A 16,737-nucleotide genomic window follows, 5' to 3' on the forward strand; every position below is an offset into this window, starting at 1 on the left:
CGCGTCCAAGCAGTTAGGCCGGAAACGAGGCAAATCCCGTTTCCATTAAGGCGGAGCTGTGATGGCGAGGGAAATATAGTACCGAAGTTCCTGATTCCACGCTGCCAAGAAAAGCCTCTAGTGAGATGTAAGGTGCCCGTACCGCAAACCGACACAGGTAGGCGAGGAGAGAATCCTAAGGTGTGCGAGAGAACTCTCGTTAAGGAACTCGGCAAAATGACCCCGTAACTTCGGGAGAAGGGGTGCTTTTTAGGGTGAATAGCCCAGAAAAGCCGCAGTGAATAGGCCCAGGCGACTGTTTAGCAAAAACACAGGTCTCTGCGAAGCCGCAAGGCGAAGTATAGGGGCTGACACCTGCCCGGTGCTGGAAGGTTAAGGGGAGAGGTTAGCGCAAGCGAAGCTTTGAACCGAAGCCCCAGTAAACGGCGGCCGTAACTATAACGGTCCTAAGGTAGCGAAATTCCTTGTCGGGTAAGTTCCGACCCGCACGAAAGGTGTAACGATCTGGGCACTGTCTCAACGAGAGACTCGGTGAAATTATAGTACCTGTGAAGATGCAGGTTACCCGCGACAGGACGGAAAGACCCCGTGGAGCTTTACTGCAGCCTGATATTGAATTTTGGTACAGCTTGTACAGGATAGGTAGGAGCCTGAGAAGCCGGAGCGCCAGCTTCGGTGGAGGCGTTGGTGGGATACTACCCTGGCTGTATTGAAATTCTAACCCGCGCCCCTTATCGGGGTGGGAGACAGTGTCAGGTGGGCAGTTTGACTGGGGCGGTCGCCTCCTAAAGAGTAACGGAGGCGCCCAAAGGTTCCCTCAGAATGGTTGGAAATCATTCGTAGAGTGTAAAGGCACAAGGGAGCTTGACTGCGAGACCTACAAGTCGAGCAGGGACGAAAGTCGGGCTTAGTGATCCGGTGGTTCCGCATGGAAGGGCCATCGCTCAACGGATAAAAGCTACCCCGGGGATAACAGGCTTATCTCCCCCAAGAGTCCACATCGACGGGGAGGTTTGGCACCTCGATGTCGGCTCATCGCATCCTGGGGCTGTAGTCGGTCCCAAGGGTTGGGCTGTTCGCCCATTAAAGCGGTACGCGAGCTGGGTTCAGAACGTCGTGAGACAGTTCGGTCCCTATCCGTCGCGGGCGCAGGAAATTTGAGAGGAGCTGTCCTTAGTACGAGAGGACCGGGATGGACGCACCGCTGGTGTACCAGTTGTCTTGCCAAAGGCATAGCTGGGTAGCTACGTGCGGACGGGATAAGTGCTGAAAGCATCTAAGCATGAAGCCCCCCTCAAGATGAGATTTCCCATGGCGCAAGCTAGTAAGATCCCTGAAAGATGATCAGGTTGATAGGTCAGAGGTGGAAGCATGGTGACATGTGGAGCTGACTGATACTAATAGATCGAGGACTTAACCAACGCTTTTTAAAAAATGAAATACCTTCTTATTATCTAGTTTTGAAGGAATGAAAATTCTTCAAAATGAATATAGTCTGGCAATGATGGCGAAGAGGTCACACCCGTACCCATTCCGAACACGGAAGTTAAGTTCTTCAGCGCCGATGGTAGTTGGGGGTTTCCCCCTGTGAGAGTAGGACGTTGCCAGGCTGTTCATTTAAATCTTTAAATGGGTTTTAGGAAACATTATATTATTCCGCAGTAGCTCAGTGGTAGAGCATTCGGCTGTTAACCGAACGGTCGTAGGTTCGAGTCCTACCTGCGGAGCCATATGCTTCCATAGCTCAGTAGGTAGAGCACTTCCATGGTAAGGAAGAGGTCAGCGGTTCGAATCCGCTTGGGAGCTTCCCAATCTATCTATGTACACAAACAGTTCGGCCCGTTGGTCAAGCGGTTAAGACACCGCCCTTTCACGGCGGTAACACGGGTTCGAATCCCGTACGGGTCACCATTTTAAATCATTAATCCGGAGGATTAGCTCAGCTGGGAGAGCATCTGCCTTACAAGCAGAGGGTCGGCGGTTCGATCCCGTCATCCTCCACCATTTTATTCTTTACTTGCCGGTGTAGCTCAACTGGTAGAGCAACTGACTTGTAATCAGTAGGTTGGGGGTTCAAGTCCTCTTGCCGGCACCATCTACAACCATATATTGCGGAGGGGTAGCGAAGTGGCTAAACGCGGCGGACTGTAAATCCGCTCCTTTGGGTTCGGCAGTTCGAATCTGCCCCCCTCCACCATTTTAATAAAATCCTGTGGATCAGTTATATATTCTCTTTATTGGGGAATTATATGATTACCACCTTTTTATTTTGTTGAATATTAATCATTGCATATCATATATTGGGCTATAGCCAAGCGGTAAGGCAACGGATTTTGATTCCGTCATGCGAAGGTTCGATCCCTTCTAGCCCAGCCATTTGCGGAAGTAGTTCAGTGGTAGAATACAACCTTGCCAAGGTTGGGGTCGCGGGTTCGAATCCCGTCTTCCGCTTAATATATTTCATCATATCCCTTAGGGGCCTTAGCTCAGCTGGGAGAGCGCCTGCCTTGCACGCAGGAGGTCAGCGGTTCGATCCCGCTAGGCTCCACCATCAACTACATACACCAAAACTTACGTCTTAAGCCAAAAATGGTTTAAGACTTTTTTTTGTTTAAGGCATAGTTGGGTATACTATTCGCAAGAAAGATCTTTTTTCACCAAAAACATATGTGATAGGAAAACGTGCATCTTTATACATGGAAATGTCGAGTTGAACCAATCGGCATATACGATATAAAATGGTGGAAAGGGGGGATTGTATGTCTATTCAGAAAATTTCCGTCATCGGGTTGCCTATGGACCTTGGTCAAGCAAGGCGGGGGGTTGATATGGGACCTAGTGCCATTCGCTGCGCAGAGATTGTCGAGCGGCTTGAAAGGTTGAAAATAGAAGTAGAGGATTTAGGGGATATAATTGTGGGGCGTCCTGAAAATGCAGATGAGCCTGGGACAAATCTAAAAAACTTACAGCTTGTAGCAAAGGGTAACACCCTGCTTGCCACAAAAGTTGATGAAATAATAGAAGGAGGCTCCTTTCCGCTTGTATTGGGAGGAGACCATTCGATAGCCATAGGTACATTGGCAGGAGTCGCAAAGCACTATGAAAAATTAGGTGTGATTTGGTACGACGCACACGGGGATTTAAATACGGAAGATACTTCACCATCCGGGAATATACACGGTATGCCCCTGGCTGTCAGTATCGGGCTTGGACATCCGGACCTAATCAATATCCATGGTTTTGCTCCAAAAGTGAAACCGGAAAACATCGTAATAATTGGGGCAAGGTCATTGGATGAAGGGGAAAAAGAACTTATTCGTGAGAAAGGGATTAAGGTATTCACGATGCATGAGATCGACCGGTTGGGAATGACACGGGTCATGGAAGAATGCATTGATTACCTAAGGGACAGAACGGATGGCGTCCACCTTTCATTGGATTTGGATGGAGTTGACCCAGCAGATGCACCCGGAGTGGGGACACCGGTGATTGGTGGTATAAGCTATCGGGAAAGTCATTTGGCCATGGAAATGCTTGCGGAATCCAACTTGATTACATCAGCTGAATTCGTAGAGGTGAATCCCATTTTAGATGAGCGAAATAAGACGGCGATCGTTGCCGTGGCCCTAATGGGTTCGCTATTTGGAGAAAAATTATTATAACTGGAAAAATAAAAGAAACAGTAACCGGCTTGTAATGGGTTACTGTTTTTTATATGCTAGAAGACGTAGGTTTATTTTCCAGGGTGTATGTAACAGGAACAGAGTTATAGATAGATGGTTGCAATCGTATATCAGTATTCACTTGAGAGCACGTCTGTCTGTGAGATCTCCATTTTTAGTTAAATGGATGTATTGGATGATTAAAGAATCCAGTTTGCTGCTAACTTCAACAACCTCATTATCCACCATCGAAGAATGGGAAGCCAAAAACATCATCTTCTGTCTGTATTGTTCAATATGGTCTAAAATTTGTTCAGCAGTCATATAGAGAATCACTCCCTTGAATTTTACAATTTCTTACTATATAGCCCTGTTTTTTTTTTCTTAAACATAAAATGTAAAACTTTGTTAAAATTAATGTATTAAATTTTTGAAACCTTTTAGCTTACGATTCGTAGTAATCGTATAGCCGCATGAGCGGGGGTAATACCGGAAAATGGATGCACTCATTAAAGAGAGAATTAATCAAGTATTAAAGGGAGACCATAATGCATTTGGGGAAATTGTCGAAATTTACAAGGACAAAGTTTTCCAAATATGTTTCAGGATGCTCGGAAACAGGCAAGAAGCAGAAGATTTGGCACAAGAGGCCTTTGTAAGGGCCTACGTGAATATTCGGAGTTTCAATATAACTATGAAATTTTCTACATGGTTATATCGGATTGCGACCAATCTTTGTATTGACCGGCTTCGCAAGAAAAAACCGGACTACTATCTGGATGCAGAGGTGGCAGGAACAGAGGGATTGAATATGTATTCCCAAATTGCATCGGATATGGCGAAACCCGAGGAAGAAGTGGAATCTTTAGAACTGCAGGAAACGATTCAAGTGGAAATAATGAAATTGCCCGAGAAATACCGATCGGTAATCGTATTGAAGTATATTGAAGAGTTATCATTAAAGGAAATCAGTGAAATACTCGATTTGCCGGTCGGTACGGTTAAGACGAGGATACATCGCGGTCGGGAAGCCTTGCGTAAACAACTGCGCCATTTATAAAAAGAAGGTGAGAAAAATGAACTGCCATGAGGAAATCATTGAATATATGCATGATTATTTAGATGAGGACATCAAACCGGAGCATAAAGAAGTTTTACGGGAGCACTTGCATGACTGTGCTGAATGCCGGGATTACTTTCATGAAATGAAAAAGGCGGTCGCTCTTGTACAAAGCACTTCCCATATAAAGGCCCCGGATGACTTTACAGCAAAGGTTATGGCTCAATTGCCAAAGGAAACGAAAACAACAGGTGCCAAACGTTGGTTCAAAAGCCATCCTTTCATGACAGCGGCAGCGATGTTCATCATATTGATGACAGGATCTGTTTTTTCCACTTATAATCAGGACGAACATTTTTCAGTATCAAAGCAGCCTAACTTAGTGGTCGATGGTGAAACGGTGATTGTGCCTGAGGGTGAGACAATCAAGGGAAATGTGGTAGTTCAAAATGGTAACATTCAAATAGATGGTGAAGTAGAGGGAGATGTAACAGTCATAAATGGGCATAAATATATGTCTAAAGCAGGGAATGTGACTGGGAGCATCCATGTTATTGACCAAGCTTTTGAGTGGATGTGGTATAAAGTAAAGGACACTGCAACCTCGTTGGTTCCTGCTAAAGAGGAGAAAAAGGAATAAGGAATAGAAGCTGGGAGGGGGCACCGTTTTTCATTTACGGTGACTTCGCTCAGCTTTATTTTTTAAAGAAAAGGGGAACCATTTTTCATGATTCGTTTTTCCTATGTAAATTTCTCACACTAGTTTTTAGATGTATCATTTAAAAGATGGTATACTATTAAGGTTATTGTATAAAGATTGTAATTGGTATTTGGAGTAATACTGACTGGAGGAAACAACATGTCTTTAACCAATTTGACTGTTTGGGACTATGTAGTAAATTTCATTGATATTCTCCTTGTATGGTTTGTGATATATAAATTGTTAACTATTATTCGAGGCACGAAGGCTATTCAGCTGCTAAAAGGAATTTTTGTAATTGTCATTGTAAAAAGCTTAAGCAACCTGTTTGGTTTCAATACACTCGGATGGTTAATGGCACAAGTCATGAATTGGGGAGTATTGGCGATTCTCGTCATTTTTCAACCTGAACTGAGAAGGGCACTTGAACAATTAGGACGCGGGAAGCTCTTTGCAAGGGGCACCGTTCCAGAAGAGAATCAGCAAGAGCGTTTAGTTGAAGAAATCCTAAAGGCGTCCACCTATATGGCAAAAAGGCGTATTGGAGCCTTGATTACGATAGAAAAAGGTACGGAGCTTGGGGATTATGTTGAAACGGGGATACCCCTAAAATCATATATTTCTTCAGAATTGCTCATTAATATCTTCATCCCTAATACGCCGCTCCATGATGGCGCAGTTATTTTACAAAATAACCAGGTGGCGGCTGCAGCATGCTATTTGCCATTATCAGAGAGTCCATTTATTTCAAAGGAGCTTGGCACACGGCATAGGGCAGCCATAGGCATGAGTGAAGTTACGGATAGTCTTACGATTGTCGTTTCAGAAGAAACGGGAGGGATATCCGTCACTAAAAACGGGGAACTTTACCGGGATTTGAATCAAGAATCATTTAAGGCCATGCTTACAAGTGAACTGGTAGTGGAAAACATCAAATCAACTTCCTCAAGCATCTTTAACTGGAGGGGGAAAAAGAATGGATAAATTCACCAATAGCGCTTGGTTTATGAGAATCGTAGCTTTTGCATTGGCAGCACTTTTGTTCATTTCCATTAACTTTGAGATGGAGTCGGATAAAAAATCGCTTGGTTTATCGACAGCGCCTGAAATCAGTACGGAGACCATCGAAAATGTACCGGTTGAAGTCTACTATGACCGTGAAAATCTAGTGGTGAGCGGAGTGCCTGAGACGGTTGATGTTACGCTTAAGGGAGCAAAAAGCCTCTTGATAAATGCGAAAAACCAAAGGGACTTTAAAGTGTATGTAGACCTTTCTGATCCTGCAATCTCAATGGGGGACAGAACTGTCACATTTAAAATAAGTGAGTTGAATGAAAAGTTAGTGGCGACGATCGATCCGGAATATGCCGAAGTCAACGTTCAGGAACGGGTGACGAAGGAATTCTCCGTTGAAGCCGAGTATAATAGCTCATTACTTGAAGAGGGATATACTGCTGGTCAGCCAACAGTCAGCCCGAAAACTGTCAAAATAACGGGTGCTAAAGGTGCGATTGAACAAATTTCGTATGTAAAGGCAAACCTTGAAATAAGTAAGGGACTTAGCGAAACGGTGAACGCCAAGGCAACCGTTAAAGCCCTGGACAGGGACTTGAATAAGCTGGATGTCACGATCGAGCCATCTTCAGTTGCCGTTTCTTTAAAAGTGAGCATTCCTTCCAAGACGGTTTCGATAGAACCGAAGCAAACTGGCAAGGCAAAGGATGGCATCAGGATCACAAGTATGAGTGTCGACCCAGAAGAGGTCACCTTATTCGGTTCGGAATCGGACCTGGAGAAAATAGATGAAATAAATCTTCCTGTAAATATCTCGAAAATAGATGGTGATACAGAACTGGAACTCGATCTTAATAAACCGGAAAGTGTACAAAAAATGTCCTTGGGTAAGGCAAAGGTCAAGATTCGCACCGAGAAAGTTGATGTGGATGAAGAGAGTGCAGAGCCAGTCGTAGAAGAGGAAGAACCTGATACTGAACAAAAACAAGAAGAGCAAGTAGTCGAAGAAGAAGCAGAAAAAGAAAAAGATGAAACGGCTGCCATTGAGTCTAAAACTTTCAACAATATACAAATTGTGCCTGTGGGCATACAGGATGACCAAGATGCCGAATTGGAATCCGATGTAACTAGCATCACTTTGCTTGGTGAGGCGGATGATTTGAAGAAAATAACTAAAGACGACATTAATCTTACAGTAGATGTGAGTAATTTAGATGAAGGTACGCATGATGTGGATTTGGCGGTATCAGTGCCTAAGGGAATGGAATGGGAACTGGATTCTGAAACGATTTCGGTCACCATCACACAAAAAGACGAAGAGACATGACCTTGCTTTAACAACATCATTTAATTCAGTAACGATTTGAAGAAGGAGCGATAAAGATGGGTAAATATTTTGGAACAGACGGAGTAAGGGGTATAGCGAATAGCGAATTAACACCGGAGTTGGCATTTAAACTAGGCCGTTTTGGTGGCTATGTCCTTACTAGAAATACAGAAAAACCCAAAGTGCTGATAGGGCGCGATACTCGTATTTCAGGTGAAATGCTGGAAGGTGCGCTTGTTGCCGGTCTTTTATCCATTGGGGCTGAAGTGATGCGCCTTGGGGTCATTTCGACACCGGGAGTTGCCTATTTAACAAAGGCCTTAAGTGCTGAAGCAGGTGTCATGATTTCCGCTTCGCATAATCCGGTAGCGGATAATGGCATTAAATTCTTTGGACCGGATGGGTTTAAGTTATCCGATGATCAAGAAGCGGAAATTGAAGCACTATTAGATATGGAAAAGGATGAACTTCCACGCCCGGTTGGCGGAGATTTAGGCCATTTGAACGATTATTTCGAAGGAGGGCAAAAGTATCTCCAGTACTTGAAACAATCAGTGGATGAAGACTTTACAGGCATTCATGTTGCTCTTGATTGTGCACATGGGGCGACATCTGCCTTGGCCATGCATCTGTTTGCAGATCTTGATGCAGACATCTCTACAATGGGGGCATCACCCAATGGCTTGAACATTAATGATAAGGTAGGTTCCACCCACCCTGAAGCACTTGCTGAATTCTTAAAAGAAAAAGGTGCGGATGTTGGACTTGCTTTCGATGGTGACGGCGACCGTGTCATTGCCATAGATGAAAAAGGAAATATAGTGGACGGCGACCAAATCATGTATATCTGTGCGAAATACTTGAAGGAAAATAACCGTCTGAAACAGGGAACAGTGGTTTCTACGATCATGAGCAACCTTGGTTTTTATAAAGGTCTTGAAGAGCATGGCATACAAAGCGCCCAGACGGCAGTGGGGGACCGCTATGTGGTCGAGGAGATGCGAAAAGGCGGCTATAACCTTGGCGGTGAACAATCCGGACATATCATCTTCCTGGACTATAACACGACAGGTGATGGCTTATTGACGGGCTTACAGCTTGTGAACATCATGAGCGAAACCCAAAAAACCTTATCGGAGCTTGCTGGCGAGATGAAGAAATATCCACAAACGCTGATCAATGTCAGAGTTACCGATAAACACGCTGTAACCGATAATGAAAAGGTACAGGAAGTCATCAAGGCTGTTGAAGGGGAAATGAACGGAAATGGCCGTATTTTGGTGAGACCATCCGGTACTGAACCGCTAGTCCGTGTTATGGCTGAAGCACCGACAGTTGAGGAATGCACTAATTATGTGGATCGGATCGTCGCAGTTGTAATAGCGGAAATGGGAATAAACGAATAACCAATCCTATGCATAAAAGGAACGAAATTTCCTTTTATGCATATTTTTATAAAGAAGTTCTTTTTCGCAGGTCTTGGTAATAAAGAATTGACCTATGTCCCTTGTTTAAGGTATGATTATCCTGATTTACAACTCATTTTCTAGAAAATGGTTGTTTTAAAAAGGAGGGTAGGCAAGGAGAAACAGATTCACAAAAGCGCCTGAACTAAGTCTGGACGAGAAATGGCTTAGTTGACGAGGAGGAGGTTTATCGAATGATCGGCGGATACCTCCCGGCTGAAGTGCACAGCCGCAATAATTCCAATCTTAAAACAGTAGGGCAACTTACTGCACAAAGGGTTGGAAATGCACAATGGGAAAAAGTGCTTTAGGGCATTTCCTTTATAAAAATATATATCAGAGATGAGGGGGCAGGGATGCCCCCGTGCATTCCTGTTCCCTCGAATCGGTTGGAGGAACAGAAATTATGTGTGGAATTGTTGGATATATTGGACTTAACGATGCAAAGGAAATTTTATTAAAAGGTCTTGAAAAACTTGAATATCGCGGTTATGACTCTTCAGGGATTGCTGTGAGAAATGAAGCAGGCGTGACAATCTTTAAGGAAAAGGGAAGGATCGCGGACTTACGAGCAGCCGTGGATGAAAATACTCTGGCACATACCGGAATTGGACATACGCGCTGGGCCACCCATGGTGTGCCAAGCCGTGAAAATGCCCATCCTCACCAAAGTAATTCAGGTCGATTGACTTTAGTTCATAATGGGGTCATTGAAAACTATGCGATTCTAAAACGTGAATATTTGAAGGATGTTGCCTTTAAAAGTGAAACGGATACGGAAGTCATCGTTCAACTGATAGAAAAGTTCGTGAACGAGGGCACGGAAGTGGAAGAGGCGTTCCGTCAAACACTCACACTATTAGAGGGTTCATATGCAATTGCCCTATTGGATGCTGAAAATGATGAAACCATCTTAGTCGCAAAAAATAAAAGCCCGCTGCTGATCGGTGTCGGAAAAGACTTTAACGTTGTCGCTTCGGATGCAATGGCTATGCTGCAAGTCACAGATCAATTCCTTGAACTGATGGATAAGGAAATGGTTATCGTGACAAATGAAAAGGTAACGATCAAGAACCTTTCCAACGAAGAAGTCATGCGTGCTCCATACACTGCTGAACTGGATGCAAGTGATATTGAAAAAGGTACGTATCCTCACTATATGCTCAAGGAAGTCGACGAGCAGCCAGCTGTCATACGTAAAATCATTCAAGCTTACCAAAATGAAGAAGGTAAACTTGCAATCGATTATAACATTACTGAAGCCGTAAGTGAGGCTGACCGTATTTATATCATTGCTTGCGGAACCAGCTATCATGCAGGGTTGATTGGTAAGCAATTCATCGAAAAAATGACTGAAATTCCGGTTGAGGTACATGTGGCATCGGAATTCACTTACAATATGCCGTTATTATCGAAAAAACCGTTATTCATCTTCATTTCACAAAGTGGTGAAACTGCAGATAGCCGTGCCGTATTAGTGTCCATCAAAGCGCTTGGTCATAAAGCCCTGACCATCACGAACGTACCTGGCTCTACATTGTCACGTGAAGCGGATTATACGCTCTTGCTGCATGCTGGCCCTGAAATTGCCGTTGCCTCTACAAAGGCCTACACAGCTCAAGTGGCGGTCTTATCAATCTTGGCAAATGTAACTGGCCAATTCCGTAACATGGAGTATGGTTTCGACCTTGTAAAAGAGCTTGGAATCGTAGCGACGGCAATGGAAGCCCTATGTGATTCGAAAGAAGAGATGGAAGAAATCGCCCGTGAATATTTGTCCGTTACGAGAAACTGTTTCTTCATCGGCCGTTCCCTTGACTACTATGTAGTGCTTGAAGGGGCCCTTAAGCTGAAGGAAATTTCATACATCCAGGCTGAAGGCTTTGCTGGCGGAGAGCTTAAACATGGAACGATCGCCTTGATTGAAGAAGGTACTCCTGTCATAGCTCTTGCTACGCAAGCAGGCGTCAACCTAAGCATCCGTGGTAATGTGAAGGAAGTGGTTGCCCGAGGCGCCAACCCTTGCATCATTTCCATGAAGGGGCTTGAAGAAGAGGATGACCGTTTCGTCATCCCGGAAGTGAATGAACTATTAACACCCCTTATCTCTGTTATCCCGCTGCAGCTCATTGCTTACTACGCAGCCTTGCATCGCGAATGTGACGTGGATAAACCGCGTAATCTTGCGAAAAGTGTAACGGTTGAGTAAGTTGGAATGAATGCAATGTATGTTGTTGAAAGACAACAAAGTCGGGTACTGAACAACAAAGTTGGGTACCCGATATAAAGATTAAGCACTAGAAGCATAGGGTTATATCCTATGCTTCTTTTTTTATATATAATACTTTTTTAGCGGATAAATAACTAACTCAGCCGAGGACTTCAACAAATATTGATGTTGTGGATTACCTTACAGAGGATGTTGAAGGTGCAAAAGAGTTACAGTTGGATCTCCCTGAAACAGGAGTGTGCAGTATGAATCTAGCTTCTAGTTGCTGCTATTCTGTTACTTCAGCAACTGAATCAAAGGATAGTTCTTCCTGTGGTAGTCCTGTTCTAACGAGATTGGTAATTAAAAATAATTCATGTTACGAATAAACCAAAAGACCAGCCTGGATATTAGGCTGGTCTTTTAAATTTATCCTTTTTATTTCGAGATACAGTATTAATTTACTTTTGGATAAGATTGTTAATCTTATTGTTGGTTTAAAACAAATAGAAGAGACCACCTATTTGAAGTGAACCCAAAAAGTTAGAAGTAGGCATGTAACTTTTATACATAGTTAACGTCTAACAAAAAAAGGTGGGATTAACGTGAAAGTTAAGAAATTATACGCTATATTGATGCTGCTCTTACTTATAGTAGGAGGTTGTTCGAATGAAACCAAAGAAGAACCACCAGAAGTGAAAGTGAAAATAAACGATGTAAATATCGAAACAGCTAGAGGTACTTATCAGTGGGAAAAAAAGAGTTTCCTCTCCAATACGACGGTTATCGCCGATGCTGCTGCACCCTTTCAAATTGCTGAAGATATGAAAGCGGAAATAGTTGAACAAAGTTCAGTTGCAAATGTAGAGTTTAATGATGGCTCCCAACCACAATTACAGGCTTATTTATGGGAAGAAGAAAAACGTGGCGAAGAATTACCTTTGAATCAACACAACATAACCTTACCGTCGGAAAAAGGAAAGTATGTAATTGAAATGAACGCTAAATGGTCAAATGGAGACTCCTCTTATACTTTTGTCGTAGAGGTACGATAATACAGGATTTTTTCCTCAACGAACGGATGCCAAATATCCAATCAGTACCCGACTTGTTAAGTAGATCTAAATAAAGATTAACTGTTTATAAAAAGTTGCGAAGCTTTACCCCTTTGGCTATGATTAGCCAAAGGGGTATTTTTTATGTTTATAACAACGAGAACCTCTCAAGTTGACAAGTGGTTCAAAGCAGGCCAAGGAATGGGAAACGGTGTGCAGTGACAATAAAGTTGTTTAATGCATTCTATCAATCAGTAGGTAATCACGGCATCCATAGAGCAAAGTTAAAGACCTTCCTATGGCGCATTGTTGAAAGAAATACATAAGGCATTAAATGTAGGCGATGTTGAAAATGAAGACTTCATAAAAAAATTTTAATTTAGGAGAGAATGACATGGAAGTTTTTGCAGAATTTTTAGCGAATATTGATAACCCGCAACATAGGGAACGAACGGAAGAAGTCTTGGCTTGGGTAACTAAGAAATTTCCAAATTTAATGCCGAAAATTGCGTGGAATCAGCCTATGTTTACCGATCATGACACATATATCATTGGCTTTAGCGTAGCCAAACATCATTTGGCTGTTGCCCCTGAAAAGGCAGGGATTGATCATTTTTCAGAAGAAATCGTGCAGGCTGGCTATGATCACACCAAGCAGTTGGTACGTATCAAGTGGGACAGTCCGGTTGATTACTCATTACTTGAGAAAATGATAGAGTATAATATTTTTGATAAGGCAGACTGTTCAACTTTTTGGCGGAAATAAAAAAACGGATTATTAATGGTGAACAGAACCTCTATTAAAGTGTCCATTATTCGGGTTCTGTTCATATAAGAAGTGGGATCATGTGGGTCCTGAGGTTATAAGATCTCCATATCTGCAGTCTGATCTAGCTCCATAAATAGTTAAAAGTTCAAAAAAAGCACAGGGAGTTCAAAATTTGGAACTCCTTGTGCTTTTGGTTTTTGATAAAATCGAGATATACAAATATTACAACCAAACTACTTTAAGATATTTATTAAAGGGGGATAAAATAAGTTGAAAAAAGTGCAAATACAAACCTTTATTCTAAAAAAGGGCTTCTTTGAAATTATCGTATAACAAAGGGGTAAAAATGGATACTGATATTAAGCAAAATCATCGCTTTATATTATATATAACGATACTAATTATGATTATTTTTCCTTTTACACAACTTATATTACAAGAACTTTCTTTGCAAATAAGCAAACAATTATTTTTCTTTTTAAGTAAACTGGTTATTATCTATGTGCTTTTTCTTTTCTTAAAAAAGAAAAAAGTAACCTTATCTAGCATTAGGCTAAAAAAGGTACATATAAAATATATTCTTCTTGGTATTTTAATGGGTATTACCGTTCACATGATAACTATGTTTTTTGGTAGGATTCAATATTATCTACTAACTGGGGAATGGCTTACTGCTGAAAAAATTGTTGGTACACTTATGGAGAGTAATGAAAACATAAGTTTTTACAGCATTATGATGATTGGCTTTTCAGTGGCGATTAGTGAAGAAATTCTTTTTAGGGGTATATTATTAAAACAATATCAGAGAATGAACATAAAGTCGGCCATAATTTTAAGTGCACTTATTTTTAGCATTTATCATATGACGGTGGGAAACTTGGTTTTTGCATTTGTAATGGGTATCTCTTTTGCACTATTAACCATCTATACTGGAAGTATCGTACCGGCTATCTTTTATCATTTTGTAGTGAATGAAATAATGAGGATCATCATGCATTTCCCGGAAAAGGTTACTGAAACTTATTTTAAAGTAATGGTGTCTCCAATTACCACCATAACTGGTTTAATACTTTTTCTATCTATATCAACTTACTTATTTATAAAAGTAAGAAAAAATAATCATTTTCAAAGTGAAAAAGTTATGTTCTTTGATAGATACATTATTTTGTTGTTTTTGATGTATGTTATTTTCCTGACAATATATATTATAAAGGTTAAATATGCCGCCAATCCCTGAGGACTACTTTCATAAATAAATCTCTTTTATAGCTCAAAAGTAGCACAAGGAGTTCCAAAATTGCTATTGATTTTTGATAAAGTGAAGATATAAAAAATATTGCAACCAAACTACTTTAAGATATTTATTAAAGGGCTTTATTTGTGAACCTTTATACAAAAACATCAAACGCTCCTATCATGCCTGTAAAAACTGCCACCGTCTCAGGAAGTAATTCTAATACGGAGCCTTCATTGGTGATGATCGGTTTTGGCGGACTTTCAGAAGAAGAGATAGAAAAAGGAATTGCCGTACTTCGAAATGCTTGGTTTTCTGAAATGTAAATTAATGGAAGCTCGACCTCGAACTCATCTTAAAACAAAGTGGAAAGTAACGTTCAAATTTTAATTCCTCAAAAAGCTATCCAGGATAGGTGATTTTATTTAGCTTTCATTTAATTCTACGGAAGGCCAAAAATGTGGTCGGATTAATCTGAAGCAACAATAACTACAAACAGATTTAAACCAGCTGACAAGTCAGCTGGTTTTTATGAAATAGGAAGCAGAATCGTAAAAGTAGTTCCCTTTTCGAGTTCACTTTCCACGGATATGGTCCCTTCATGCATCTCTATAATTCTTTTCACGATGGATAGACCTAGACCGCTGCCGCTTTTTGAGCGTTCCCTTGCCAGGTCTGCTTTATAGAATCGCTCGAATATATGGAACTGGTCGGTTTCGGAAATGCCAATTCCATTGTCGGATATCGTTATGGATGCCAGGCTATCAATCTGTTGTAATCGAATCGTGATCTTTCCGCGATGGCGGGTGAATTTGATACTATTGTGTATTAAATTTGTCCATACTTGGCTCATTAAATCCTGGTCTGCAACTATTGGAACCTTTTCTAACAATATATCCAATTCGAGTTCTTTTTCCAACCAAGCGGGTTCACAAGCCAAAATGATGGTTCGTATTTGCTGATCCAGCCGGAAATCTGTCCTTTCAAAAGGATGATGGTCGGATTCAAGGGATGTAAGCTTTAGAAGGTTATCACTTAATTTAGATAATCTCCGGCTCTCTGTCTCAATTATATTAAGATAATGATTTCGTTCTTCGGTTGTCAGCTTATTAAATTGAAGAGCCTGGGCAAATCCTACAATGGAGGTAAGGGGCGACTGTATTTCGTGTGAGACGTTAGAAATGAATTCCTGCCGCATTTCCTCCATTTGCTTCAATTGCTTGGCCATGTGATTGAAGTGGTTAATGATATCCGTCATTTCGTTTCTCTTTCCCATTTTAAAATCCAATTGTACATTATAATCGCCATTTGCTATTTTCCTTAAGGCATCTATGATCTCGAGGTAAATATTTACCCGTTTATTGTGATGGATAGCGCGGATAAGGTAACCGATGGATATCATGATTGCGATGCTTGTCATGATAGTGGCCAGAAACCGAACATAATCGGTTAACCTTAAGGGCAATAGTTCAATGATATAATAACCGGCGGAAAAGCAAATTGAAATAAACGTAACAAAAAACAGCGTGCCAAACATTTGTTTGAAAAATCGATTGCTTCTCATCTCGTTATCTCCAAACGGTAGCCCAATCCCCAAATCGTTTTAATCCGGAAGGGGAATTCGGATTCAGGAAACCGTTCCCTCACTCTTTTAATATGAACATCGACAGTTCGTTCATCACCTTCATAATCATAGCCCCAAATGTCTTCGATAAGACCTTCCCTGGAAAAAGTTTTTCCAGGATAGCTTGCTAATTTAAACAACAATTCGAATTCTTTTAATGGAATCGTATATTCCTGTTCTTTGAATGACATTTCATGAGTATTGCGATTCATCTTTAATTCGCCGATATTTAATGTTTGTGAAATAGTGATTTTATAGCGTTTTAGTAATGCCTTTATTCTCAGATCCAATTCGATCGGTTCAAATGGCTTTACAAGATAATCATCTGCCCCAAGCCCGAAACCTTTTATTTTCTGTGTTGTTTCCCCTTTCGCAGTCAGCATTAAAATGGGGATATCACTAAATTCTCGTAACTCCTTGCATAATTGCCATCCATCCATGTTAGGCATCATAATGTCGATGACTGCCAAATCGATTTTCACTTTTTCCATTACTTTCAATGCTTGCAGTCCATCTGAGGCCTCATATAGATCGAATCCTTCTTTTCTTAACAACAGGTTTATAAGTTCGCGAATATGTGCATCATCATCGACTATCAATATTTTTGTCATCCTTCT

General features: G+C 41.5%; 14 protein-coding genes, 9 tRNA genes and 2 rRNA genes (1 of these 25 cut by a window edge). 22 read left to right on the forward strand and 3 right to left on the reverse strand.

The features are described 5' to 3' along the window. The 12 genes from ABOA58_RS00940 to rocF form a co-directional block, all read left to right on the forward strand. Positions 1-1,421, forward strand: a 23S ribosomal RNA gene (locus ABOA58_RS00940) (it extends 1,512 nt beyond the left edge of the window). A gap of 73 nt (positions 1,422-1,494) precedes the next feature. Continuing rightward, positions 1,495-1,610 (forward strand): 5S ribosomal RNA (gene rrf / locus ABOA58_RS00945). Positions 1,611-1,655: 45 nt separating this feature from the next. After that, positions 1,656-1,730, forward strand: a tRNA-Asn gene (locus tag ABOA58_RS00950). Positions 1,731-1,733: 3 nt separating this feature from the next. After that, positions 1,734-1,806 (forward strand) — tRNA-Thr (locus ABOA58_RS00955). Positions 1,807-1,836: 30 nt separating this feature from the next. Beyond that, a tRNA-Glu gene (locus ABOA58_RS00960) sits at positions 1,837-1,911 on the forward strand. 17 nt (positions 1,912-1,928) lie between these two features. Beyond that, positions 1,929-2,004: transfer RNA gene (locus tag ABOA58_RS00965), tRNA-Val, on the forward strand. Between the two features lie 15 nt (positions 2,005-2,019). Beyond that, a tRNA-Thr gene (locus tag ABOA58_RS00970) sits at positions 2,020-2,095 on the forward strand. Positions 2,096-2,113: 18 nt separating this feature from the next. Then, positions 2,114-2,197, forward strand: a tRNA-Tyr gene (locus tag ABOA58_RS00975). Positions 2,198-2,301: 104 nt separating this feature from the next. Then, positions 2,302-2,376, forward strand: a tRNA-Gln gene (locus tag ABOA58_RS00980). A 3-nt stretch (positions 2,377-2,379) separates the two neighbouring features. Next, positions 2,380-2,451: transfer RNA gene (locus tag ABOA58_RS00985), tRNA-Gly, on the forward strand. Between the two features lie 24 nt (positions 2,452-2,475). Then, positions 2,476-2,551, forward strand: a tRNA-Ala gene (locus ABOA58_RS00990). Between the two features lie 214 nt (positions 2,552-2,765). Then, the gene (gene rocF / locus ABOA58_RS00995; protein ID WP_350302759.1) at positions 2,766-3,662 is read left to right on the forward strand and encodes an arginase; all 897 of its coding nucleotides are present in this window, start codon (positions 2,766-2,768) and stop codon (positions 3,660-3,662) included. Positions 3,663-3,800: 138 nt separating this feature from the next. Here the strand turns inward: rocF and ABOA58_RS01000 are convergent, their stop codons facing one another. Then, on the reverse strand, positions 3,801-3,986 hold the full coding sequence (locus ABOA58_RS01000) for an aspartyl-phosphate phosphatase Spo0E family protein (protein ID WP_350300884.1): 186 nt from the start codon (positions 3,984-3,986) through the stop codon (positions 3,801-3,803). Between the two features lie 172 nt (positions 3,987-4,158). Between ABOA58_RS01000 and sigW the strand changes: the two genes are divergently transcribed. From sigW to ABOA58_RS01050, 10 genes are all read left to right on the forward strand, one after another. After that, positions 4,159-4,722 (forward strand): RNA polymerase sigma factor SigW, encoded by a 564-nt coding sequence (sigW, locus tag ABOA58_RS01005; protein WP_048685727.1) that lies wholly within the window; start codon positions 4,159-4,161, stop codon positions 4,720-4,722. 16 nt (positions 4,723-4,738) lie between these two features. Next, on the forward strand, positions 4,739-5,362 hold the full coding sequence (locus tag ABOA58_RS01010) for an anti-sigma factor family protein (protein ID WP_350300885.1): 624 nt from the start codon (positions 4,739-4,741) through the stop codon (positions 5,360-5,362). Between the two features lie 219 nt (positions 5,363-5,581). Beyond that, positions 5,582-6,406, forward strand: a complete 825-nt coding sequence (gene cdaA, locus ABOA58_RS01015; protein WP_137020543.1) for a diadenylate cyclase CdaA — start codon at positions 5,582-5,584, stop codon at positions 6,404-6,406. Then, positions 6,399-7,763: a CdaR family protein gene (locus ABOA58_RS01020; RefSeq protein ID WP_350300886.1), complete on the forward strand. Its 1,365-nt coding sequence runs from the start codon at positions 6,399-6,401 to the stop codon at positions 7,761-7,763. The genes cdaA and ABOA58_RS01020 overlap by 8 nt, the downstream gene beginning before the upstream one ends. Before the next feature lie 56 nt (positions 7,764-7,819). Continuing rightward, positions 7,820-9,169, forward strand: a complete 1,350-nt coding sequence (glmM, locus tag ABOA58_RS01025; RefSeq protein WP_350300887.1) for a phosphoglucosamine mutase — start codon at positions 7,820-7,822, stop codon at positions 9,167-9,169. A 466-nt stretch (positions 9,170-9,635) separates the two neighbouring features. Next, complete coding sequence (gene glmS / locus ABOA58_RS01030) at positions 9,636-11,438, forward strand: glutamine--fructose-6-phosphate transaminase (isomerizing) (protein ID WP_350300888.1); 1,803 nt, start codon at positions 9,636-9,638, stop codon at positions 11,436-11,438. A gap of 605 nt (positions 11,439-12,043) precedes the next feature. Next, positions 12,044-12,493: a hypothetical protein gene (locus ABOA58_RS01035; protein ID WP_350300889.1), complete on the forward strand. Its 450-nt coding sequence runs from the start codon at positions 12,044-12,046 to the stop codon at positions 12,491-12,493. A 394-nt stretch (positions 12,494-12,887) separates the two neighbouring features. Further along, positions 12,888-13,259 (forward strand): iron chaperone, encoded by a 372-nt coding sequence (locus ABOA58_RS01040; protein ID WP_350300890.1) that lies wholly within the window; start codon positions 12,888-12,890, stop codon positions 13,257-13,259. 349 nt (positions 13,260-13,608) lie between these two features. Then, entirely contained in the window at positions 13,609-14,499 is an 891-nt protein-coding gene (locus tag ABOA58_RS01045) for a CPBP family intramembrane glutamic endopeptidase (protein ID WP_350300891.1), read from the forward strand. Positions 14,500-14,642: 143 nt separating this feature from the next. Then, complete coding sequence (locus ABOA58_RS01050; RefSeq protein ID WP_350300892.1) at positions 14,643-14,822, forward strand: hypothetical protein; 180 nt, start codon at positions 14,643-14,645, stop codon at positions 14,820-14,822. Between the two features lie 203 nt (positions 14,823-15,025). Here the strand turns inward: ABOA58_RS01050 and ABOA58_RS01055 are convergent, their stop codons facing one another. Both ABOA58_RS01055 and ABOA58_RS01060 read right to left on the reverse strand, forming a co-directional pair. Next, positions 15,026-16,060 carry a sensor histidine kinase gene (locus ABOA58_RS01055; protein ID WP_350300893.1) on the reverse strand — a complete coding sequence of 345 codons (1,035 nt, stop codon included), beginning with the start codon at positions 16,058-16,060 and terminating at the stop codon, positions 15,026-15,028. Then, positions 16,057-16,731, reverse strand: a complete 675-nt coding sequence (locus ABOA58_RS01060) for a response regulator transcription factor (protein WP_350300894.1) — start codon at positions 16,729-16,731, stop codon at positions 16,057-16,059. The genes ABOA58_RS01055 and ABOA58_RS01060 overlap by 4 nt, the downstream gene beginning before the upstream one ends. Positions 16,732-16,737 lie beyond the last annotated feature (6 nt).

It is taken from the genome of Peribacillus frigoritolerans (assembly GCF_040250305.1).
Taxonomy (GTDB): domain Bacteria; phylum Bacillota; class Bacilli; order Bacillales; family DSM-1321; genus Peribacillus.

Coding starts and splice junctions, on each gene's coding strand:
- ABOA58_RS01040 (WP_350300890.1), top strand. CDS start 12,888: ATGGAAGTTTTTGCAGAATTTTTAGCGAATATTGATAACCCGCAACAT.
- ABOA58_RS01010 (WP_350300885.1), top strand. CDS start 4,739: ATGAACTGCCATGAGGAAATCATTGAATATATGCATGATTATTTAGAT.
- ABOA58_RS01020 (WP_350300886.1), top strand. CDS start 6,399: ATGGATAAATTCACCAATAGCGCTTGGTTTATGAGAATCGTAGCTTTT.
- glmS (WP_350300888.1), top strand. CDS start 9,636: ATGTGTGGAATTGTTGGATATATTGGACTTAACGATGCAAAGGAAATT.
- ABOA58_RS01045 (WP_350300891.1), top strand. CDS start 13,609: ATGGATACTGATATTAAGCAAAATCATCGCTTTATATTATATATAACG.
- sigW (WP_048685727.1), top strand. CDS start 4,159: ATGGATGCACTCATTAAAGAGAGAATTAATCAAGTATTAAAGGGAGAC.
- ABOA58_RS01060 (WP_350300894.1), bottom strand. CDS start 16,731: ATGACAAAAATATTGATAGTCGATGATGATGCACATATTCGCGAACTT.
- ABOA58_RS01055 (WP_350300893.1), bottom strand. CDS start 16,060: ATGAGAAGCAATCGATTTTTCAAACAAATGTTTGGCACGCTGTTTTTT.
- glmM (WP_350300887.1), top strand. CDS start 7,820: ATGGGTAAATATTTTGGAACAGACGGAGTAAGGGGTATAGCGAATAGC.
- ABOA58_RS01000 (WP_350300884.1), bottom strand. CDS start 3,986: ATGACTGCTGAACAAATTTTAGACCATATTGAACAATACAGACAGAAG.
- cdaA (WP_137020543.1), top strand. CDS start 5,582: ATGTCTTTAACCAATTTGACTGTTTGGGACTATGTAGTAAATTTCATT.